Source organism: Flavobacterium frigoritolerans, assembly GCF_025847275.1.
Classification (GTDB): Bacteria; Bacteroidota; Bacteroidia; order Flavobacteriales; family Flavobacteriaceae; genus Flavobacterium; species Flavobacterium frigoritolerans.
This window is the reverse complement of the sequence record NZ_JAOZEV010000010.1, coordinates 151,275-174,540: the sequence shown is the minus strand read 5'-3', so window position 1 is coordinate 174,540 and position 23,266 is coordinate 151,275. Positions and strand designations below refer to the sequence as shown.

Sequence of the window (23,266 nt, the reverse complement as noted above, 5' to 3'; positions counted from 1 at the left end):
ACACAAATATCTAGATTTTAATATTTACCCACAACAATATGTATTGATCCCCTTTGTAGTTAAAAATCTATGGAGTTGCAAAAAAGGATCAAACGCAAAAATTGAGAATTATCCAAAAAGATTGGATAATCTGAATAAGAAGAAATCTACTTTTCGTACTCCTCTAAATTGACATCTAAAGGCTTTTACTTTAGCATTAAAAGATTCCGCTGAAGTATTTGTACTTTCTATTATCAAAATAGTTTAAGATTAACTGGTAATTAAACGTTATGGTATTAAGTAGTATATTAAAGTTTTTAAAACCGGATTCCTCTACATTTCTAAACCAATGAGCTAGTTTAGTTATAACAATGTGTTTGTTATTGTAGTTGTTATAAATCCCACGAAGTTGCTGTACTAGTCTATGGGCTGTTTTTTATATCAGGATATAAGTTAAATAAGACCTGCGCTCTTTGATTTTGACTCTCAGTCCATTTTTCGGAAGAAGTTTAAGCCTTGGAAAGGAAAGTGAAAAAATCAGATCTTTTTAAAAAATCGGGCATAATGAATTACTAAATGATAGAAAGTATCTTCTAAAATATAAATTATGTAACGAGTTCTAAAAAATAAAGCAGCCATTGTATAATAGCTGCTTTAAATTGTCTCTTTAGATAAGAAAGGTGTTTTGTTATCTAATTTCTGAAAAGGTATCTCCTTGTTTTATATCTCCAGTGCTATACCCTTTTTTGAACCAATATATTCGTTGTTCTGAAGTACCGTGTGTAAAAGAATCTGGAACTACTCGTCCTTGCATTTTACTTTGTATTGCATCATCACCAACAGCATTTGCCGCACTTAAAGCTTCGTCAATATCACCAGTATCTAAATTTTTATCATTGTAATGTGCCCAAACTCCTGCATAAAAGTCGGCTTGGAGTTCTAATGCTACAGATAATTTATTGGCTTGTGCTTCGCTTTTACCTTCTTGTGCTTTACGCATTTTGGACGATGTACCTAATAATGTTTGTATGTGGTGTCCTATTTCATGTGCTATAACGTACGAAATTGCAAAATCACCACCCTTAGCACCAAATCTAGTTTTTAATTCCTCAAAGAAGGCTAAATCCATATATACTTTTTGGTCTCCAGGGCAATAAAAAGGTCCTGATGCTGATGTGGCTCCACCGCAAGCTGTTTCTACTGAACCTCTAAAAAGCACCAATTTTGGATTTTTATATGTCATTCCATTTTCAGCAAATATTTTACCCCATATGTCTTCATTATCAGCTAAATTCACTCGAACAAAGTTGCCCATTTCTTCATCTTCTTTACTTAATGGTGCAGCTGCTTCGGTTTGGTTTGACTGAGAGCCTTGCATTTGTTCTAAGACTGGAGTTATAAATTGGGCATTTTCTCCACCAAAAACATTCACTAATAAAATTATAATACCAATGATTCCACCTCCTACAAGAGTTTTGCCTCCAGATGACATTCCTCTTCTATCTTCAACATTATCACTTTGTCTTCTGCCTTGCCATTTCATAATTATATGGTTTTAACGTTTTTACTCAAATTTTATACACACGAATTTATATATATTTTTCGAAATAATGGTTTCAATCTTCTATTTCTTTACTATTTAGATAATAGATTTTATTATAGCTTTTTCTATGCTTCCCTTAATGATTGGTTTTGCTATATAACCAGTCATTCCCGCATTGATACAATTTTGTTTTTCATCTTTTTCTGCTCCGGCAGTTACAGCTATTATAGGGATTTTTTTTCCTGATTTTAATTCCCGTATTGCTTTAGTTGCTTCATATCCGTTCATAACAGGCATTTGTATGTCCATAAATATGATATCTGGATCTATTGTTTTGTATAATTCAACGGCTTCTTCTCCGTTCTCAGCGTCGTATATAATAGCATTTATAAAAAGATTTTTTATAGTGGCTCTTAGTAGTAATCTATTGACGTTATTGTCTTCTACGATAAGAAATTTTATTTCTTTGGCAAGTTGCTCTTCAGTTAAAACATAAATAGTATTATTGTTGTCTTCGATAGCACTTTCAAAAAAAACAGGATCGTATATATTGCAGCTTTGTATATCTAGATCAAAATAAAAAGTGCTTCCTACGTTTACTTTACTTTCTAATTTTAAATGGCTATCCATCAAACTAAGAAGTTTATTTGAAATAGTTAACCCTAGTCCAGTACCTCCAAATTTTCGTGTAGTAGAGCTGTCTTCTTGTGAAAATGCCTGGAAAATACGTTTTTTATTTTCTTCGAGTATTCCAATACCAGTATCAGAAACCGAAAAACGTATTGTGTACGTATCGTTTATTTTGTCTAGTACAGTTACATTAAGTTTTATTGTCCCTTTTTCGGTGAATTTAACTGCATTTGCAAGCAAATTTATTAGAATTTGTTTTATTCGAACAATGTCAATCCAAAAGCAACTTGGTATGTCTTCATTGATGTTTAGTTCTAATGTAAGGTTTTTAAGGTTGGATTCGTATAATATTAAATCGACAACTTGATTAAGTATTTCTCTAATGTTATATTGATCAATATTTAGCTCTAATTTTCCAGCTTCTATTTTAGAGAAATCAAGAATGTCATTTATAATATTAAGTAACGATTGTGCTGACTGATTAACAGTAATCATATATTTTTGTTGAATCTCCTGAAGATTTGTTTTCATTAGTAAATTGGTAAAACCAATAATACCATTTAGAGGAGTTCGTATTTCATGTGACATATTTGCTAAGAAATCAGATTTTGATTTATTTGCAGCTTCTGCCAATTGTTTTGCTTTTATAGCGTCTTCGGTTTCTTTTTTGCTTGTAATATCAAAATAAATTCCACCAACAAAATCAATTGTATTTCCTTTCTTGATTACATCACCAAATTCTTCTACCCAAATATATTCGCCAGTTTTTCTTTTTATTCTATAAACGCAATGTATTGGTATTCCATTTTTTAAATCACTAATCTGATTTTTAATGATGTTTTCTTTGTCATCTGGATGCATTAATGACATAAATGGCAGTTTATTCTCTAGAAACTCAGATTTTGGATATCCGGTTAAATTTTCTATTTCGTCGCTCAGGAATACTTTTGTACCTAGTTCATCAAATTTAGACAGGTAAACAGTACCAGGAATATTATTGGCAATTAGCTTAAATTTTTCTTCACTTTGATGAATTCTAGTTTCGTTTCTATTTCTTTCTAAGGTTGAAGAAATGTTATTTGCAAGAGACTGTAAAATATAAATCTCATCTTCAGTCCATTTTTTCTCATTCGTACAATCATCGAATCCTATAAATCCTGTAAATTCATCATTAATATATAAAGGAAGAATTAAAATAGATTTGATTTCATTGGCTATTAATAGTTCTTTAAAAAAGGAATTTTTAAGTTTAGTGGTGAGTGTATTTAATATTTTTTTATTTTGTGCCTGAGCAAATATCTCATGTAAATTTTCAGTGCTAAAACCTTGTAATTTTGTTATTTGTTTTACAAATCCCTTTCTTGCCCATTTATATTTTTGGCTTACAAGATTTGTATCAGTATCCTTTTCATAATAAAACATATGATCAGCTTTTGTAGCTTTTCCTATTATGTCAAAAGTTTCTTCAAACATTTTGGAGGTACTTTTGCTCAATAAAAACTTTTCAGTACATAGTGCTAATGCATGTAATAACTGACTCTTGAATTCTAATTTTTTTTCTGCAATCAATCTCATTTGAGATGAGACAGCTAAGGAAATAATATCCGAAATTGTTCGGCCAAAACTAATGTCTTCATTGTCCCAAATTCGTTTGTTTTGAGTTGATTCAAAACATAGGATACCTGTTAGTTGTCCATTTGTAAAAATGGGAATATCTAGCATTGACTTAATGTCATTTTTTAAGAAAGCGTCTTTTGTAAACTCGGATATTTCTAATTGATTAAAGACATCGGGAGCATTAATTATAGTTTTATTTTTTATAGAATTAAAATAGACAGGATAATGTTCTTTTTTTAAAACTGTTTTTTTATTAAGTTTATGATTATCTGTACTAAATAAATTTGTACAGGTAATAGCATCTTCAGTATATTCCCAATAACTAACCCGGTTGGTTTTCGAAGCAATTGCTGCTTCTTTGATAATTAGTTCAACAACACTGTCTATGTCATTATAGTTACTAAAGTTTGTAGTTGATAATTTTTTGGATACCGTATTGTAATCTTCTGTTTTTTCTTGCCTTATTTTATTTTCAATTTCAATGTTTTTCAGTTTGGTAATATCTCTTGCAATACCAGCATAACCTGTTATTTCTCCTAAATCATTCTTGCGAATAATAACTTTAAGAGAGACCCATAATTCTTCTTGATTTTTTGTCAATAAAGGAATTTCTATAGCAGGAAAATCATTTTCTTTTTTCTTTAGATTTTCTTCCAGATTTTCATAAAAACTCATCGTATTTGTGATGTAGTCTAATCGGATGAATTCTAGGTAATTATGAGATATTATTTCTGATTGAGAATATCCTAATGTTGAAATTGCAAATTCATTGATAAAAGTAAAATTGCCATCATCGTCGGCTTCAAAAATTAAATCGGTGGCTGTTTGGATTAGATTTTTATATAAATCTTTGGTGTTAATTTGTTCTGTAATATCTTGTCCAATACCAATTATTAAGTTCTCAGAGAATTTTTTATCCTTCCATTGAATGTACTTGTATTCTCCATTTTTACATTTTAATTTGCGAATGTAGAGTTTGTTGTCAGCATAATTTAAATGATATTCTTTGACAATAAATTCCGGATCTTCGGTAAGATTCCAAAAACCCATTCCCATGACTTCTTCGGGTGAATAACCAAGGATATCAATTATGGTTTCGCTACAAAATAAAATTTCTCCTTTGCAATTACTAGCTATAGTAAGTGAATTTCCTTTATGTACTATTTCATTAGAAAAACGGAATTTATCATTCATGTTTAATAAAACTGCATATCTTACATAATTGGCAACAAATACAATAAGAGAGAAGTTAATTAAAACTACGGATGTTTTTAACGATATTAATTGTGAAATTGTAGTATCAATTAAAAATAAAAAAACGAAAGCTGTAAAAACCCAATATAATTTTATAGGTTTTAAAATGGAATATGAAAAGTAAAAGGCAACAATAAAACTAATTATAGGAGTAATGTCGTTGGGTAAAAGAATTACATTACGTGCTATGTAAATGAAAAAGAGCAGAAATAATGTAATAAAGATAAATTGTACGTTTTTACGTAAGTAGTTGACTCTAATAGTTATAAAGTAGAATAATAAAAAGAACAGACCAATCGAGGCATTTATAATAAGTAAGCTTTTTGGTCTAATTTTAAATAGCTCATTAATTATTTCTATTAATATAATGTTGATTCCTAAGAATAAAAAATACAATAAATACTCTTTATCGGTAGTATCATTCTCTTTTTCTTTTTCAATAAAATTGCCTAATTGATTTTTTATATTAAAAAAATGGTAAATCAAAAAAGCAATAAGACTAAATAAAGCTAATCCTAGAGCTGGAAACTTAGGATTGTTATATGAAATCATCCACTGAATGCATACGTCGCTAAATATCAATAATTTATTGGCCAAGCCTGTTGGGTTTGGCCATGAGAATATTATTGATATAAAACTACAGTACAAAACCATAGATTTTGGGGGGATTTTGGTTTGATTAAATAGATTCTTGGGGAATTATCGTTTTAATTGTATTTTTTATAAAAATGTTTTTGGTCCTGAATTAGATTCTTTAATTTTTTCGAATGTGTCTAAACCAATAATTGAAGTATAGATTGCATATGTCATAGAATAGATAAAAGGAATAGTGAAAATTACTCCAATACAACATCCGATGAATCCTACCATTGCACCTAATCCTGAAACAATTAATAATCCAATAAGCATTAACGGTTGTTTTGATACAACCATAAAACTTGTTTTAATTGCATCTACAGCATTAAAATTACCAAAGATAATTAGTGGTATTGTTAGATATGTAAAAAGAGAAATTAGCAATGAAATTACTGTTCCTAAAAATGATAAGTTCAGAGTTTGCAAGATTGCAGATATAGGAACGTTTATAATTGATATAAGTAATGTGGCTATAATAATGTTTGTTAGGTACGGTAATCTGTAATAATAAAAAATCGTAGATACATTAAATTCTTCATCTTTATCTGCACAATCAGCCATTTTTAAAAAACCAGCAGTAAAGGGGGCGAAAATTACAGCCAATAAAAGCATACTTGCCATATAAATTGCAAGTGGCTGTCCCGACAATTTAACGTGTTGTAAGTTTTCTAAAGATTCTTTTGTTAAACTTTCGATTCCAAAAATAGAAATTACAAGTCCAGAACCAAAAACACCAAGTATAAAGTAAAAAACAAGTATAATCAATCCAGCGTAAAGAGCTATTTTTTTATAATTTTCGAAAGCATGATTAAATACATTTGAAAAATCTAATTGATAACCATTTTTTTTTATTTCTTCAATTCGTTGTTGCGTAGGATTCATAGTTTTTTAAAGTAGTTATTAAATTATATTTAATTTTTTTAGATTATTTAATTATAAAATATCAGTAGTAAATATAATGTATTTTTTAAATCGACCAAGCTAAAAACATTTTTTTGACAAAATGATTTAGCACATTTGGCTGCTTAGTTATGAGAAATTAATCTGCCTAATGAGTATTTAAAATTAGTTGAATTTATATCCAGTCTAATAATTTTTTAATGGCAGCCAATTTGTCTTTATATGGCGCGTATCGCATTGGTAAATCTAACCAGTTGGCCTTTTTAACAATGCCTTTATGGTGAGAAAAAGTATCAAAACTTAATTTACCATGATAGGCTCCTAAGCCACTATGGCCTACACCTCCAAATGGAAGTCTTTTATTTGAAAAATGAACAACGGTATCATTGATACATCCACCGCCAAATGAATAACGTGTGATTATTTTTTTAGCAAAATGTTGATTTTCACTAAATACATATAGAGCAAGAGGTTTTTCGTATTGGTCGATAATGTTCTTTATATCTGCTTCAGTTTTGTAAGTAAGTATAGGTAATAATGGTCCGAAAATTTCTTCTTGCATGATATTACTTTCTATATTTGGTTCATCGATAAGAGTTGGAGCGACATAAAGATTTTTAGCATCCGTTTGTCCTCCAAAAATCACTTTATTTGGCTCAATCATGCTATCTAATCGCACCCAGTTTTTGGTGTTTATTATTCTTGCAAAATCAGGTGACTCTTGTGGATTTTGACCGTAAGCTTTGTTGATTTCATCTTTTAAATAGCCTATAAAATGAACTTTCATATTTTTATGAATCAAGATATAATCAGGGGCAATACAGGTTTGTCCTGCATTGATGAATTTACCCCACACTATTCTTTTTGCTGCTAATTTCAAATTAGCTGTTTCGTCAATAATACATGGATTTTTCCCGCCAAGTTCTAGTGTAACTGGAGTGAGGTTCTCGGCTGCGGCTTTTGCAACAATTTTCCCGACAGCTACACTTCCGGTAAAGAATATGTAGTCCCAGCGTTTTTCCAAAAGTTTTTGCGCGATATCGGCACCTCCTTGTACTACTTCAACATGATTAATGTGAAATGTTTTCTGGATTATTTCGGTTATAATCTCAGCAGTCTTCGGAGTAAGTTCGGATGGTTTTAAAATGACTTTATTTCCTGCTGCTACAGCCGATATTAATGGGCATAGCGCCAATTGAAAAGGATAATTCCAAGGAGCCAAAATCAATACTTTTCCATAAGGCTCTTTGTAAATATAATCGGTAGAAGGGAAGTTGAGTATCGATGGGATAATACGTTGTGGCTTTGCCCAACTATAAATGTTCTTAATGGTATCTTTTAATTCCGAAATAACATAATTGGTTTCGGTTAGAACGGCTTCAAAAGCAGGCTTCTTGAAATCATCATACAAAGCTTTTACGATTAAATCTTCGCTTTTTTGTATGTTGAACAATAGTTTTTTAAGCGTCTCTTTTCTGTAACCGATGTCATTTCTATAGTCCATTTTAAAATCAGCTTAGTTTTATTCTATGCAAGTTAATTTTAAAATTTTAAATAAAAGTGATTTTTATCTAAAAATCATAAGGCATTCCATATCACTTCATCTGGAGTAGGAGCAATAATGGTAAGCGATTCTTTTGTTACTGGATGTATGAAGGTTAATTTTCGGGCATGAAGATGAATTCCTCCATCGGGATTACTTCGGTCAAAACCGTATTTTAAATCTCCTTTTATAGGTGATCCAATTGCCGAAAGTTGTGCTCTAATCTGGTGATGTCTTCCTGTATGTAAATTGATTTCGAGTGCTACGTAATTCTGAAGTTCTTTAAAAACGGTATAATCTAAGCTTGCTAATTTACTATCAGGAACTTCTTTTAGATGTGCTTTTGAAGTGTTATTTTTTTCGTTTCTTTTAAGGAAATGAACCAATTTGGCACTTGTTTCGACGGGTTTGTTTTTTACAACTGCCCAATAGGTTTTTTGTGTTTCGCGATTACTAAACAATTCGTTCATACGCGTTAATGCTTTACTTGTTCTTGCAAAAACTACAATTCCAGTTGTAGGACGGTCTAAACGATGAATCACACCTAAAAATACGTCTCCGGGTTTATTGTATTTATCTTTTATGTATTCTTTTACAACATCCGATAGTGGTTTATCACCTGTTTTATCACCTTGTACAATATCGCCTACGCGCTTGTTTACAACGATAATATGATTGTCTTCGTGTAGAACTTGGAGATTATTCTTATCTGATATTATTTTCATTTTAGACTTCTTAGATTTTTAGACTGGCTTAGACTTCTTAGATTTTTTAGAATAAAATATTATAATAAAGTAGCTCTAAACCGTGATGTCATTTTAATAATTTCTTCCAATAAATTGGTTAATTCAATTGTGGTTTCTTCTGTAATAAATCCTAAATAAGACGAGATTAGAAGTTGTGTTTCTACTTCATAAGCAGACCCAATTGCAATTTCTATAAAGCGCGCAAAATCTTTATTAGAATTTCTTGATGAACCTTCTGCAATATTAGATGGAATTGAAACCGATGCTCTTCTGAGTTGATTTGTGATTCCGAATTTTTCTTCGCTAGGAAATGTAGTAGTGACATTATAAATTTTAGAACAAAGTAATCTGCTCTTTTTCCATATTCCTAGTTCTTTAAATTAATGCATTTTTTAGATTTTTAAAAGTCTTATAGTTCTCAGATTATTGAGGTTTGTAAAATCAGTATATAAAAGGAGATTTATACTACAAAATTAAAATAACCCAATAATCTAAGAAGTCTAAGTAAGTCTAAATTTAGTATTGCTCACCAGAATTAGGGAAATCTCCTGATTTTACATCATCAACATATTGGCTAATTGCTGTAGTCATTCCTTCGTATAAATTCATGTAGCGTCTTAAGAAACGCGGGCTAAACTCATTGTTCATTCCTAACATATCGTGAATTACCAAAACCTGACCGTCAACTTGACCTCCAGCACCAATTCCGATTACTGGGATAGAGATACTTTTTGCAACTTTCTCAGCTAAATGTGCTGGTATTTTTTCTAGAACTAAAGCAAAACAACCAATTTTTTCAAGCATTTTTGCATCTTCAATTAGTTTCTCAGCTTCGTCTTCTTCTTTTGCTCGAACGGTATAAGTCCCGAATTTATATATTGATTGTGGTGTTAAACCCAAATGTCCCATAACTGGAATTCCTGCGTTTAATATTTTTTTAATTGATTCTTTAATTTCTTTTCCACCTTCTAGTTTTACTGCATGACCACCACTTTCTTTCATAATTCGGATAGCAGAACGCAATGCTTCTTTAGGATCCGATTGGTAACTTCCAAAAGGTAAATCAACAACGACCAAAGCTCTTTCGATAGCTCTCACTACAGATGATGCATGATAAATCATTTGGTCTAGTGTAATTGGTAATGTAGTTTCATGACCAGCCATTACATTTGAAGCCGAATCTCCCACAAGGATTACATCGATTCCAGCTGTATCAACAATTTTCGCCATTGTATAATCGTAAGCCGTAAGCATTGATATTTTTTGCCCATTGGCTTTCATCTCAATTAGTGACTTAGTAGTAATTCTTTTGTAATCTTTTTTTGCTACAGACATTGTAATCTATGATTTAGTTCCGATCCCGAAACGTCGGGAGGGGATTGATTTATATTTTGAATCTGTAAAAGTAATAAAATGAATTTTTTTAAACCCCGATAGCGCGGAAATTCTTTCGGTGCTCACAAACAAATTGATTTAAGATTTTAGACTAACGATTTTTGATTTCAGATTAATGGAACTAGTTATGATTGTGTTGGTGTATTCTAACCTTATGAGAGTTCGTTAAAATTGTATTTCAATTTATTAATTGAATTGTGCAGAGTTTATGCGCTAAATTATGAATTGCCTCCTGCTTTAGTTGGAGGTTTAAGAATTGATAATTATTTAGGGCTTTAGCCAAAAGAATATAAGGTTTGGCTAAAGCCATTGATTTTTACTTTTTGTACCTCCAGCTAAAGCAGGAGGCAATTCAAAACAAAAAAACCGATAGCGCGGAAATTTTTTCCGTGCCCACAAACAATGATTTTTTATACTCGTTTTATTCTCTTGCGTCTTTTTTTGGGATGGGCGCGAAAAGAATTTCCGCGCTATCGTTGTGTGTATTCGAGTAGCCAGATTTTTTAGCTATATTTGCGGTTCCTAAAATTACAGAATCATGACATCTAAAAAACTTTTGCCCGTGTGGTATGGTGGCGGTATTGGAAACAACCGTAACACTTTCTGTAAAGTGTAGGACACCTTAGCTATACGGGTTTTATATTTCCTAAAATTACAGAGTTATGAGTACAAACAACCTTTCGAAAGAAGCCGAAGCTAGGCTTAGAGATTTCTTTAACAAAACGATAGACCCCAAAGCTATGGCTAAGGAGATAAGGCAAGTAAATTATTTACTGGCTTTAGGAGTCATGAGGGAACACAAAACCCTTAAACATGACGTAACCAGTTTAGAAAAAAGTTTTTATTGGCTGAATCAATTAGCCGAAATTCTAAATCCCTATTTGGAGAATGAATAAATTTCTTTCATTACAATTTTAAGATTAACAATAAAGCTTAAACCTTGATTCTAAAGAGTCGAGGTTTTTTATTATAATGTTGATTTGCTTTGTGGAATAAATTTATCACAAAGGTGCAATTTTTTTATAAACATCAATTATCCACACTGTTTGTCATTTCGACGAAGGAGAAATCTCCACAAGAAACTCCGCAACGAGAGTCCTAGCTTTGTAGAGTTACTCACGAAGATTTCTCCTTCGTCGAAATGACAAGATTGTGTTTAAGCTTTGCGTTTTTTTACATCTTTACAAGATTAAGGCTGCTTACTAAAATCTCTTAACTTAATGACATTGAGCTAAAGCAGGAGGCAATTCAAAACTAAGCTACCTATTTTGTTTTAGCCCTGATGGGAACGGCATCCTTTTATGGCTTTTTTTGCCATAAAAGATATAGTGTACAGCAGGATTAGCTCCTGAAAAAAGAATGTATTATGGTAGACTAAAAAAGTATTTGGAAGTATTTAATTAACAAATAGGTAAAATAACTAATTTTGAAAAAATAAATTCACAAACCCCTATTTTGAAAAACATCCTTATTATTGACGATGAAGAAAAATTACGCCATCTTCTCGCTAGAATTATTCGCTCGGAAGGTTTCGAAGTTTTTGAAGCTCCGGATTTAAAATCAGGTTTCAAAAAGTTAGAACACAATGATATTGATGTTGTGCTTTGCGATGTCAAGCTTCCTGATGGGAATGGTGTTGATTTTCTTCAGAATATAAAAGCTGCTTTTCCGTTTACTGAGGTTATTTTGTTAACGGCTTTTGGTAAAATTTCGGATGGTGTTCAAGCCATGAAAAATGGTGCTTTTGATTATATTGTAAAAGGCGATGATAATGATAAAATTATTCCGCTTTTGTACAAAGCTCTTGAGAAAGTGCAATTGCAAAAGAAAGTAAAGCAGCTTGAAAAACGTATCTCTGATAAATATTCTTTTGATAATATTATAGGAAAATCGAAAGGCTTGGAGCAGGTTATTAATTTGGCGCAAAAAGTTTCTAAAACTGATTCTACCGTACTTTTAATGGGTGAAACTGGAACTGGTAAAGAGGTTTTTGCTCAGGCAATTCACGAAAACAGCAATAGAGTTGGTAAGTCGTTTGTGGCATTAAATTGCAGTACTTTTAGTAAAGAAATTCTTGAAAGCGAATTGTTTGGACACAAACAAGGTGCTTTTACGGGAGCGATCAAAGATAAAAAAGGATTTATTGAGGAAGCAAACGGCGGTACTTTATTTCTTGATGAGATAGGCGAAATGCCGTTAGAACTGCAAGCTAAGTTATTGCGCGTTCTGGAAACCAATGAATACATTCAGCTTGGTGATACAAAACCAAGAAAATCTAATTTTAGATTAATTGCTGCTACGAATCGAGATTTAAAGATTGAGAGTGAAGAACACCGTTTTCGTTCGGATTTATATTTTAGGTTGAATATTTTTGAAATCAAGATACCGCCTTTACGAGAAAGGGTTAAAGATGTTGCACCATTGGCGTATTATTATGTAAAGCAATTTTCTGAAAAAATAAATAAGAAGGCTTTGTCTATTGATGAAGGTTTTATGCAAAAACTGGAAACTTACCAATGGCCTGGAAATGTTCGTGAATTAAAGAACGTTATCGAACGCTCGGTAATTTTGGTAAATGATGATGTTTTAACAGAAGATGTTTTGCCTTATGAAATGCAACATCAGGTAGTTAAAACGAATAAAAGTGTCTCGGCGTTTTCTATGCAAAGTGTAGAGAAATTGCATATCCAGAAAGTATTTAATTATACAAAAGGCAATAAAGCCGAAACGGCGCGATTACTCGAAATAGGTATTGCAACTCTTTATCGAAAACTAGACGAATACAACATTCAATAATAAAACATACTATTTTGAGAAAAGCCTATCATTATGATAGGCTTTTTTTGTGCCTAATTTTTAAGTAAATTCGATAAGGTTTTAGTTTACAATGGTTTGTGATTATTTCTTTTTTTTGGAATGTATTTTGGCATAAGGGAGAAAGAACTAAAAAAATCATTCTTATGAAAAATCAAGTCACCACGATTTACAAGCAAGCAGAGCGTTTTGCCGAAATCACTAAGACTGCAATCATTACTGGGAATATTGTCAGAGCAAAAAAATGCCTGGCTCTTGCCGAGCGATTATATACTACTGGAAGTTATGAAACTAAAAGCGCTATCTCGAATGTGTACGTTTTCTCAGTTTCTTCTTTCATGGAATTGCGGCACTGTACGATTTCAGACTTATTTCCAAAATCACTGAAGGCTGAATATATAAAGCAAATTAATGCGTCGGGGGTGTGAGAAAGACTAATAGAAGCAAGAGAATAGAAACAAGAGAATAGAAGCAAGATAATAGACTGATAGATGAAAGATAATAGACGCAAGACAAAAAGACTAAATCTATTATCTCCTAGTCTTGTCTCTGATAGTCTTGCATCTTCTAATCTTGCCTCTCCTAATCTCTAAGTCTAAAAATAAATAATCCAATAATCTAAATAAATCAAAACCTATGTTACTAACTATTCTTTTACTCGCACTGGCCGTTTTGCTCTTTGCGATTTGTTTTAAATCTGTCGAATTTTTTGAAAAAATTTAAATCATGACTGCACTATTTATTATTGCCCTTGCCGTTTTCGGCTATTTGGTTTATGTATTAATCAAACCCGAAAAATTTTAATAATGTATAAAGTGATATGGGATAATGCGAAATGTGATGAGTAGGGTGTGAAATGTAAGAAGGTTAGATGTTATACATCAGTTTGTTTTTACTTCTCACATTTTGTAATCAGCGTTTCTCAGGAAAACATTTCACAAGAAAACATTTGTCTCTAAAAAAAATTAAATTATGAACACAGAATTATTTGGCGTCATCAGTATTTTTATCATTACGATAGTTTTAGCCATTCCTTTGGGAAAATATATTGCTAAAGTTTATTTGGGTGATAAAACATTACTCGACCCGATTTTCAATCCAATTGAAAAACTTATTTTTAAAATCAGTGGAATCAATTCCACCGAAGAAATGAACTGGAAACAACACTTAAAAGCTCTTTTAAGTATAAATATGGTTTGGTTCTTTCTTTGCTTCTTTATCTTATTGTTTCAAGGGTCGCTATTTTTAAACCCCGACAACAATCCATCGATGAGCCCAGATTTGGCATTTAATACTGCTATTTCATTTATGGTAAACTGTAATTTACAGCATTATTCAGGCGAAAGCGGTGTATCTTATTTATCTCAAATGTTCTTGATGTTCTTGCAATTTGTTTCGGCTGGTGTTGGACTTGCTGCTGCTGCAATGGTTTTTACAGCTATGAAAGAACGAACTACAGATAAACTAGGTAATTTTTATAATTATTTTATAAAAAGTTGTACTCGTATTTTATTACCACTTTCGGCTATTGTAGCTACTATTCTTGTATTCAGTGGTTCTCCGATGACTTTTGAAGGTAAAGATGCGATTACTACTTTACAAGGTGATAATGTAGAAGTTTCTCGTGGACCTGCTGCTGCATTTATTGCTATAAAACATATAGGTACAAATGGTGGAGGTTTTTTTGGAGCTAACTCGGCTCACCCGTTAGAGAACCCTACCTATCTTACTAATGCTGTCGAATTATGGGCTCAACTAATAGTTCCGTTTGCAATGATTTTTGCCTTAGGTTTTTATCTTAAGAAAAGAAAGTTTTCATACGTAATTTTTGGAGTAATGACGGTTGGATTCTTATTGCTGGTTATCCCAACAGTTATGAGCGAGATTAATGGAAACCCTGCTATCGAAAGAATGGGAATTACTCAGGCAACAGGAGCAATGGAAGGTAAGGAGGTTCGTTTGGGGCCAGCTATTTCAGGTTTTTGGAGCATTGCAACAACTGTAATTTCTACTGGTTCTGTTAATAGTATGCACGATAGCTCGATGCCAGTATCTGGTGCTATGGAATTGCTTGCCATGATGGTCAATGCATTTTATGGTGGTTGCGGTGTTGGTATTCTTAACTTTTATGTTTTTATTATTCTGGCTGTATTTATTTCGGGTTTAATGGTTGGTCGAACTCCTGAATTTTTAGGAAAGAAAATCGAAGCTCGGGAAGTTAAAATAGCTGCTTTTATTGCTATTCTTCACCCTTTACTAATATTATCAGGAACAGCTTTGGCATCTTATTTTGCTGCAAATGATACTGCAATGGGATTTTGGTTTAGCGGGAATGCAACGGGGTGGTTGAATAATCCGGGGAATCATGGATTTTCGGAAATGTTATATGAATATACTTCGAGTGCAGCCAATAACGGTTCAGGTTTTGAAGGTTTAGGAGATAACAACCCTTTCTGGAATATTACTACTGGTATTGTATTGTTATTGAGTCGCTTTATTCCTATAATCGGACCATTGGCTATTGCAGGATTACTTGCTAATAAAAAATATATCCCAGAAAGTGCGGGAACTTTAAAAACTGACACTTCTATTTTTGGAGTTATGGTTTTTGCTGTAATCGCAATTATCGCAGCCTTATCATTCTTCCCAGCGTTGGCTTTAGGTCCATTGGCAGAATATTTTACATTAAAATAATATAAAAGAAAATGACTAACAATAAATCCAATTCATTGTTTGAAAGTAAGCAGGTAAAAGATGCCTTAGTGCAATCTTTTGTGAAGCTTAATCCAAAATTGATGATTAAAAATCCGGTAATGTTTACCGTAGAAATAGGGACTGCCATTATGTTTGCTGTTTGTATTTCCATATTAATGGGAGCACAGGATCAAGGTAGTTTTGCTTATAACTTAATTGTGTTTTTAATTTTACTAGTAACTCTTTTGTTTGCCAACTTCGCCGAAGCAATTGCCGAAGCCAGAGGGAAAGCTCAAGCAGATAGTTTAAGAAAAACAAGAGAAGAAACACCTGCAAGACAAATCCTGGCTAATGGTGAAATTAAAAACATTAGTTCTTCAGAATTAAAAAAAGGTGATGTTTTTGTTTGTGAAGCTGGAGACTTAATTGCAACCGATGGTGAAATCATCGAAGGTTTGGCAACTATTGACGAAAGTGCGATTACTGGAGAAAGTGCTCCTGTAATTCGTGAAGCTGGTGGAGATAAATCATCAGTAACTGGAGGAACAAAAGTATTGTCAGACAAAATTAAGGTTATTGTAACTTCTGAACCGGGCGAAAGTTTTCTTGATAAAATGATTGCTTTGGTTGAAGGGGCAAGCCGTCAGAAAACTCCAAACGAGATTGCTTTGACTATTTTGTTGGCAGCCTTTACACTAATCTTTGTAATTGTTTGTATTACGCTAAAACCATTTGCAGACTATGCCAATGCACCAATAACAATTGCCGCTTTTATTGCGCTGTTTGTATGTTTGATTCCAACAACAATTGGAGGTTTACTTTCTGCAATCGGGATTGCAGGTATGGATAGAGCGTTGCGTGCTAACGTAATTACTAAATCTGGAAAAGCGGTAGAAACTGCTGGAGATATTGATGTATTGCTTCTGGATAAAACGGGAACTATTACTATTGGTAACAGAAAAGCAACTAATTTTTATCCTGCTCAAGGCGTTTCTGAAAAAGATTTTATAGAATCTGCTGTATTAAGTTCACTTGCTGATGATACTCCTGAAGGGAAAAGTATTGTAGAATTAGCTGGTACAACGGTATCTCAAAGTTTATCTATTGAGGGGGCAACTTTAATCAAATTTACTGCTGAAACCAGAACTAGTGGTGTTGTCTTAAAAGACGGCACTAATATTAGAAAAGGGGCTCAGGATGCTGCAAAAAATATCTCGCTTCAGGCTGGGAATGTTTTTCCAGAGGATACTGCTCAAAAAGTAATTGATATTTCGTCTAAAGGAGGAACACCATTGGTGGTGGTTAAAAACAACCAAGTACAAGGTGTTATCGAATTACAGGATATCATTAAAACAGGAATGAAAGAACGTTTTGACCGTTTGAGAAAAATGGGTGTTAAAACGGTAATGGTTACTGGAGATAATCCTCTTACGGCTAAGTTTATTGCTGAAGCTGCTGGTGTGGATGATTTTATTGCCGAGGCGAAACCTGAGGATAAAATGAACTACATTAAAAACGAGCAACAAATGGGTAAACTTGTCGCAATGATGGGTGATGGTACGAATGATGCACCGGCTCTTGCGCAAGCTGATGTAGGTGTTGCAATGAATAGCGGAACTCAAGCTGCTAAGGAAGCCGGGAACATGGTCGATTTAGATAATGACCCAACTAAGTTAATCGAGATTATTGAGATTGGAAAACAGTTGTTGATGACCAGAGGTACGCTTACAACGTTTTCTATTGCAAATGACGTAGCGAAGTATTTTGCTATTGTTCCAGCGCTTTTTATTACTGCGATTCCTGCTTTGCAAGGTTTAAATATTATGCATTTGCATAGTCCTGAGAGTGCGATTTTATCGGCTGTAATTTTTAATGCGATTATCATCCCGATATTGATTCCGCTAGCGTTGAGAGGTGTTGACTATAAACCAATCGGTGCAAGTGCAATCCTAAAAAGAAACTTGTTGATTTATGGTTTAGGTGGATTAATAATTCCTTTTATCGGTATTAAATTAATTGATTTAGTTGTAGCTCTTTTTATGTAAGTTATTAAGGTGCTAAGTTTCTAAGGTACTGAGACAAAAACCTTAATATGTTATAAAATTTTAAAAAAAAATAGCTTCTTAGGTGCTAAGTAGCTAAGAGATTGAGAGAAAAACTTAGAATCTTAGCAACTTAGTTCCTTAGAACCTTTAAAAAAATTCAAATGAAAAATATATTTTCAATAGTAAAATTTACCCTACTTACGGTGGTTCTGTTTGCAGTTATTTATCCTTTGGCAATTTATGGAATTGCTCAGTTTGCACCTAATCAAGGTAAAGGAGAAACTATTTCGGTTAATGGTAAAGTGGTAGGGTATCAAAAAATAGGTCAGAAATTTGACAAGCCTAATTATTTCTGGGGTCGTCCTTCGGCGGTAGATTATAATGCTGCTGGTAGTGGTGGAAGTAATAAAGGACCAAGTAACGCTGATTACTTAGCAGTGGTTCAAAAAAGAATTGATACTTTTTTAATCGTTCATCCTTATTTAATAAAATCGGAAATTCCTGCTGATATGGTTACGGCTTCAGCTAGTGGTTTAGATCCAAATATTTCACCTCAAGGTGCTTTGGTACAAGTGAAAAGGGTTGCTAAAGAAAGAAAATTAGCTGAAGATAAAGTTAAAGCTTTGGTTGAATCTAAAATTAATACTCCTAAGGTTATGGGAACTGCAATGGTGAATGTTCTGGAATTGAATGTTGCTCTTGACGAACTTTCTAAAAAAGGTTCTTAGGTTTTTGTCCCTACAAGATTTTTAAAAACTTGTAGGTATGATTATCGGTGCTAAATTAAGGTAATACCTAACAGGTTTTAAAAACCTGTTAGGATAATAAAAAACATTTGTAAATATTAATGATTAATACTAAATCTAACAGATTTTAATATCTGTTGGTAAGGTTTCTAGTGCCTTGTAGGTATGAAAATTTACGGACAAAATAGAGATAAACTTGTAGTTGCTTTATCTGAGTTTGCCCTTTACAACCTAACAGGTTTAGGAAGCCTGTTAGGAGAACTAAAGCCCTTGTTGCCCCAAGTGTTTTAGCCCAATTCCGATATTTATCGGAAGAAGCGGTATCCTTTTCTGGCTTCTTTAGCCAGGAAAAGATATAGCTGATAGTTGGTCCCAAAAACTATCGGGATTGCTCCTAAAAAAACTAATAAAAAAAAATAATTATACTCGATAGGTTATAGAAACTTGTCAGGTTTGAATCCCCTTATAAAATGAAAAAAATAATACTTACAGCTTTAATAGCTTTCGGATACACAACAATGAATGCTCAGGAAGAATCTAAAAGTCCATTTACGTTTTCGGGATATATAGATGCCTATTACAGTTATGATTTTGGAAATCCTGAGAATCATACTCGTCCAAGCTTTCTTTATAATTATAACAAACACAATGAGGTAAACCTAAATTTAGGTTTGGCAAAAGTGAATTATGCGAAAGACAATGTTCGAGGGAATTTTGCCATTATGGCTGGAACTTACGCCGAATATAATATGGCTGCTGAACAAGGATTGCTAAAAAATGTATATGAGGCTAATGTGGGAGTAAAAATCTCAAAAGAGCACAATCTTTGGGTTGATGCAGGAATTATGCCTTCGCACATTGGTTTTGAAAGTGCTATTGGTAAAGATTGTATGACTTTGACTAGAAGTATTCTGGCTGAAAATTCTCCGTATTATGAAACGGGTGTAAAGTTAGGATATACATCTAAAAGTGAAAAATGGTATTTGGCAGTAATGTACTTAAATGGATGGCAACGTATCCAGAAAGTTGAGGGAAATCAAACCCCAGCTTTTGGATCTCAGGTTACTTATAAACCAAATTCGGCAGTTACATTAAACTGGAGTACTTATGTTGGGAATGAACAACCGGATGTGGAAAGAAAATGGAGATACTTTAATGATTTTTATGGACAGTTTAAAGTGTCTGAAAAAGTAAATTTGATTGCAGGTTTTGACATTGGAGTACAGCAAGCAACTAACGGAAGTTCTGACTATGATGTTTGGTATTCTCCAATTGTTATAGCGCAGTATAAACCAACAAATAAAATTATGGTTGCCGCAAGAGGAGAGTATTATCAGGATAAAAAAGGTGTTATTATTGCAACTGATACTCCTAATGGTTTTAAGACTTACGGTTTCTCGGCAAATTTTGATTATTTGGCTGCAGAAAATGTGATATTTAGATTAGAAGCACGAACTTTGAATAGTAAAGATGATATCTTTTTGAAAAATAATAACCCAACTGATAGTAACGTATTTATAACGACATCTTTGGCAATTACTCTTTAGATTATTTAGAAGTCAGAAGCAAGAGGCAAAATTTATTTTATAATTATTTTGGCATCTTGCTTCTAACTTTTTTCATCTTTTTTTACAGATAAAATATATGGATAACGAAAAGGAAAATAATGTTAAGCACTTTCTCGATTTAATTCAGAAATCCCGTAAAGGTAAGTTTAAGGTCTACATTGGCATGAGTGCTGGTGTAGGCAAAACTTTTCGTATGCTACAGGAAGCGCATACATTATTGAGAAACGGAATTGATGTAAAAATTGGGTACATAGAAACGCATAATCGTAAGGAAACGCATGAATTACTGGATGGTTTGCCTGTGATTCCGCGTCGTTCTATTTTTTACAAAGGAAAGCAATTGGAGGAAATGGATGTGCAGGCAATAATTAATCTACGACCAGAAGTGGTTATTGTAGATGAATTGGCACACACAAACATAGAAGGCAGTAAGAATGAAAAACGCTGGCAAGATGTTCTTGAGATTCTGGAATCTGGAATAAATGTAATTTCGGCAGTTAATATTCAGCATATCGAGAGTTTAAATCAAGATGTAAAACGGATTACGAATGTAGATGTTAAGGAACGAATTCCTGATAATGTATTACGATTGGCAGATGAGGTTGTAAATATCGATTTGACTTCGGAGGATTTAATTGACCGATTGAAGGAAGGGAAAATTTATACAGCCGATAAAATCCAGACGGCTCTGAATAATTTTTTTAAGGCAGATCAGATTTTGCAATTGCGAGAATTGGCTCTTAAAGAAGTAGCAAGCCAAGTGGTGCGAAAAGTAGAAAATGAAGTTCCTAAAACTCAGGCGCTGCGACACGAAAAATTATTAGCATGCATAAGTAGTAATGACCGAACGGCAAAGAATATTATTAGAAAAACAGCTCGATTGGCTAGTTATTACAATAGCGATTGGTATGTTTTGTATGTTCAGTTACCAAAGGAAAGCAGCGATAAAATAGCATTGGATAAACAACGGCATTTAATTAATAATTTTAAATTGGCTACTCAACTCGGTGCCGAAGTAATTAAGATTGAAAGCACTAATATTACTGATACTATGCTGAAGGTTGTAGAGCAAAAAGAAATTACAACGGTTTGTATTGGAAAACCTCATTTTAACTTTTTTAAGGTAATTTTGTCAACATCGATTTTCAGGCGTTTATTGAGTCGTCTTTCTTTATCGAATGTTGATCTTGTAATTTTGTCTTAGATATTGAGATATTGAGAAGTAAGATTTGGAGAAGCGAGATAATAGATTTTAGAGGCGAGAATAACCATATAAGTTATGTAAGTTCATTTAAGCAGGTTGAAGAAAATTGTACTTAGATAAAAAATAAAATGTTTTGTAAATCATAGGAAATGAAAATTAAAACGAAATTAAACTTGGGCGTGGGACTATTATTTTTAATGATAATTATCCTTGCATTAGTGAGTGCCTTTTATATTTTTTTGATAAAAGAAGACACCGAAAATATTTTGAAAGCCAATTATAATACATTGGAATATTCTAGAAATATGCTCACTTCGCTTGATGAAATAAGTGGTAATGAAGATAAAGCAATTGTTGTTTTTAAAGACAATTTGAAAAAACAAATTATCAATGTAACCGAAGCCGGAGAAGATAAGGTAACGACTAATTTACAAATGAGTTTTAATAAATTAGAAAATAACTGGGATGATCAGGCTGTTAAAAGTCAGATACGTCAGGATATTTTTGCAATCATGAAACTCAACATGAACGCTATAAAACAGAAAAGTGATATTGCCAAACAAACTGCCGAAACGGCTAATTTTTCGATTGCAATTGTTGGTACGCTTTGTTTTCTGATTGCTTTTAATTTGCTAATTAATTTGCCCAATAATATTGCAAATCCAATTAAAGAATTGACAGAGAGTATTAAGCAAATTGCTAATAAAAACTATTCGGAAAGAGTGCATTTTATGAATCATAACGAATTTGGTGATTTAGCAAAATCATTTAATACGATGGCCGAAAAACTCGAGGAATATCATGATAGTAATTTGTATAAATTATCATTTGAAAAGAAACGACTGGAGACTTTAATAAATAATATGCATGACCCAATTATAGGACTTGATAATCAGGGGAAAGTTTTATTTGTAAATAATGAAGCGCTTAAGATTATCGGAATGAAATCGGAAGATGTGATTGGGCAATTAGCTACAACGCTGGCGCTAAAAAATGATTTGATGAAATCTTTAATCATCAATGATCTGGAAAGTACCAAAGCGCACCCTATGAAAATTTTTGCTGATGGTAAAGAAAGTTATTTTGATAAAGAGACCGTTAATATTACAATTACACCAACTGGTGAGGACAAAACGATTAATATTGGAGATGTAATTATTTTACGAAATATTACACTGTTTAAAGAACTTGATTTTGCTAAAACTAACTTTATTGCAACGGTTTCGCATGAATTAAAAACGCCAATTTCATCAATAAAATTAAGTCTTCAGTTATTAGAAAAACCGAATACGGGGATTATAAATGAGGAACAAAAACAACTAATTGATAGTATTAAAGATGATAGCCAGCGCTTGCTGAAAATTACAGGAGAATTACTAGATATGGCACAATTAGAAACAGGTAACATCAAACTTAATATCGGGCAATGCAGTCCGTATAAAATTATAGAATATGCTCTTGAAGCGGTAAAAGTGCAAGCGGAGCAAAAGCAAATAGATTTGATTATTGATAGCGAAGCTAACTTGGCAGATATTAAAGCAGACTCAGAAAAAACGACTTGGGTTATGATTAATTTCTTAACGAATGCTATTCGATATTCTTATGAAAAAAGTAGTATTACAGTTAAACTGAAAAAAGAAAAAAATCAGATTGTTTTTGAAGTAGTCGATACTGGTAAAGGAATCGATAGTCATTATAAATCTAAAGTATTTGATAAGTTTTTTCAGATTCCAGGAAGTCATAAATCGGGAACGGGACTTGGCTTGTCTATAAGTAAAGAATTTATTGAAGCACAAAACGGGACAATTGGCGTAGAAAGTGAGTTGGGATTAGGAAGTTCTTTCTGGTTTAAATTGTTGAAAGCGTAGTTTTTTAGTATTCAGTCGCAGTTTTCAGTTGCAGTACCAGTTTCAGTTTTCAGTGATTGAAATCTATAAAATAAAAAAGTGTTC

At 32.6% G+C, this 23,266-nt stretch carries 18 protein-coding genes; 10 read left to right on the top strand and 8 right to left on the bottom strand.

What is annotated here, in order from left to right; genetic code table 11:
- Window positions 1-196: 196 nt before the first annotated feature.
- From OIU80_RS13750 to panB, 8 genes are all read right to left on the bottom strand, one after another.
- Window positions 197-379 carry a transposase gene (locus OIU80_RS13750; RefSeq protein WP_404827375.1) on the bottom strand — a complete coding sequence of 61 codons (183 nt, stop codon included), beginning with the start codon at window positions 377-379 and terminating at the stop codon, window positions 197-199.
- 288 nt (window positions 380-667) lie between these two features.
- A complete protein-coding gene (ypfJ, locus tag OIU80_RS13745; RefSeq protein ID WP_264287575.1) occupies window positions 668-1,522 on the bottom strand; it encodes a KPN_02809 family neutral zinc metallopeptidase in 855 nt (284 codons plus the stop codon).
- A 96-nt stretch (window positions 1,523-1,618) separates the two neighbouring features.
- Window positions 1,619-5,677 carry a PAS domain S-box protein gene (locus OIU80_RS13740; RefSeq protein ID WP_264287574.1) on the bottom strand — a complete coding sequence of 1,353 codons (4,059 nt, stop codon included), beginning with the start codon at window positions 5,675-5,677 and terminating at the stop codon, window positions 1,619-1,621.
- 66 nt (window positions 5,678-5,743) lie between these two features.
- Window positions 5,744-6,541: a DUF2189 domain-containing protein gene (locus tag OIU80_RS13735; protein ID WP_264287573.1), complete on the bottom strand. Its 798-nt coding sequence runs from the start codon at window positions 6,539-6,541 to the stop codon at window positions 5,744-5,746.
- Window positions 6,542-6,734: 193 nt separating this feature from the next.
- Window positions 6,735-8,063, bottom strand: a complete 1,329-nt coding sequence (locus OIU80_RS13730; RefSeq protein ID WP_264287572.1) for an aldehyde dehydrogenase — start codon at window positions 8,061-8,063, stop codon at window positions 6,735-6,737.
- A gap of 74 nt (window positions 8,064-8,137) precedes the next feature.
- Window positions 8,138-8,827 (bottom strand): RluA family pseudouridine synthase, encoded by a 690-nt coding sequence (locus OIU80_RS13725; RefSeq protein WP_264287571.1) that lies wholly within the window; start codon window positions 8,825-8,827, stop codon window positions 8,138-8,140.
- Between the two features lie 59 nt (window positions 8,828-8,886).
- Window positions 8,887-9,213 carry a four helix bundle protein gene (locus OIU80_RS13720; RefSeq protein WP_264287577.1) on the bottom strand — a complete coding sequence of 109 codons (327 nt, stop codon included), beginning with the start codon at window positions 9,211-9,213 and terminating at the stop codon, window positions 8,887-8,889.
- 151 nt (window positions 9,214-9,364) lie between these two features.
- A complete protein-coding gene (gene panB, locus OIU80_RS13715; RefSeq protein WP_035626562.1) occupies window positions 9,365-10,183 on the bottom strand; it encodes a 3-methyl-2-oxobutanoate hydroxymethyltransferase in 819 nt (272 codons plus the stop codon).
- A gap of 722 nt (window positions 10,184-10,905) precedes the next feature.
- Between panB and OIU80_RS13710 the strand changes: the two genes are divergently transcribed.
- From OIU80_RS13710 to OIU80_RS13670, 10 genes are all read left to right on the top strand, one after another.
- Entirely contained in the window at window positions 10,906-11,139 is a 234-nt protein-coding gene (locus tag OIU80_RS13710; RefSeq protein ID WP_264287570.1) for a hypothetical protein, read from the top strand.
- A gap of 556 nt (window positions 11,140-11,695) precedes the next feature.
- Window positions 11,696-13,039: a sigma-54-dependent transcriptional regulator gene (locus OIU80_RS13705; protein ID WP_264287576.1), complete on the top strand. Its 1,344-nt coding sequence runs from the start codon at window positions 11,696-11,698 to the stop codon at window positions 13,037-13,039.
- A 164-nt stretch (window positions 13,040-13,203) separates the two neighbouring features.
- The gene (locus OIU80_RS13700; RefSeq protein WP_264287569.1) at window positions 13,204-13,485 is read left to right on the top strand and encodes a DUF7674 family protein; all 282 of its coding nucleotides are present in this window, start codon (window positions 13,204-13,206) and stop codon (window positions 13,483-13,485) included.
- Window positions 13,486-13,783: 298 nt separating this feature from the next.
- Window positions 13,784-13,861: a K(+)-transporting ATPase subunit F gene (gene kdpF / locus OIU80_RS20915; protein ID WP_016362011.1), complete on the top strand. Its 78-nt coding sequence runs from the start codon at window positions 13,784-13,786 to the stop codon at window positions 13,859-13,861.
- Between the two features lie 168 nt (window positions 13,862-14,029).
- The gene (gene kdpA, locus OIU80_RS13695) at window positions 14,030-15,751 is read left to right on the top strand and encodes a potassium-transporting ATPase subunit KdpA (protein ID WP_264287568.1); all 1,722 of its coding nucleotides are present in this window, start codon (window positions 14,030-14,032) and stop codon (window positions 15,749-15,751) included.
- 11 nt (window positions 15,752-15,762) lie between these two features.
- Window positions 15,763-17,796 (top strand): potassium-transporting ATPase subunit KdpB, encoded by a 2,034-nt coding sequence (gene kdpB, locus OIU80_RS13690; RefSeq protein ID WP_264287567.1) that lies wholly within the window; start codon window positions 15,763-15,765, stop codon window positions 17,794-17,796.
- A 161-nt stretch (window positions 17,797-17,957) separates the two neighbouring features.
- A complete protein-coding gene (locus OIU80_RS13685) occupies window positions 17,958-18,524 on the top strand; it encodes a K(+)-transporting ATPase subunit C (protein WP_264287566.1) in 567 nt (188 codons plus the stop codon).
- Window positions 18,525-19,012: 488 nt separating this feature from the next.
- Window positions 19,013-20,089: a porin gene (locus OIU80_RS13680; RefSeq protein ID WP_264287565.1), complete on the top strand. Its 1,077-nt coding sequence runs from the start codon at window positions 19,013-19,015 to the stop codon at window positions 20,087-20,089.
- A gap of 97 nt (window positions 20,090-20,186) precedes the next feature.
- Entirely contained in the window at window positions 20,187-21,314 is a 1,128-nt protein-coding gene (locus tag OIU80_RS13675; protein ID WP_264287564.1) for a sensor protein KdpD, read from the top strand.
- Window positions 21,315-21,463: 149 nt separating this feature from the next.
- A complete protein-coding gene (locus tag OIU80_RS13670) occupies window positions 21,464-23,182 on the top strand; it encodes a cell wall metabolism sensor histidine kinase WalK (RefSeq protein WP_264287563.1) in 1,719 nt (572 codons plus the stop codon).
- The last annotated feature ends 84 nt before the right edge of the window (window positions 23,183-23,266 follow it).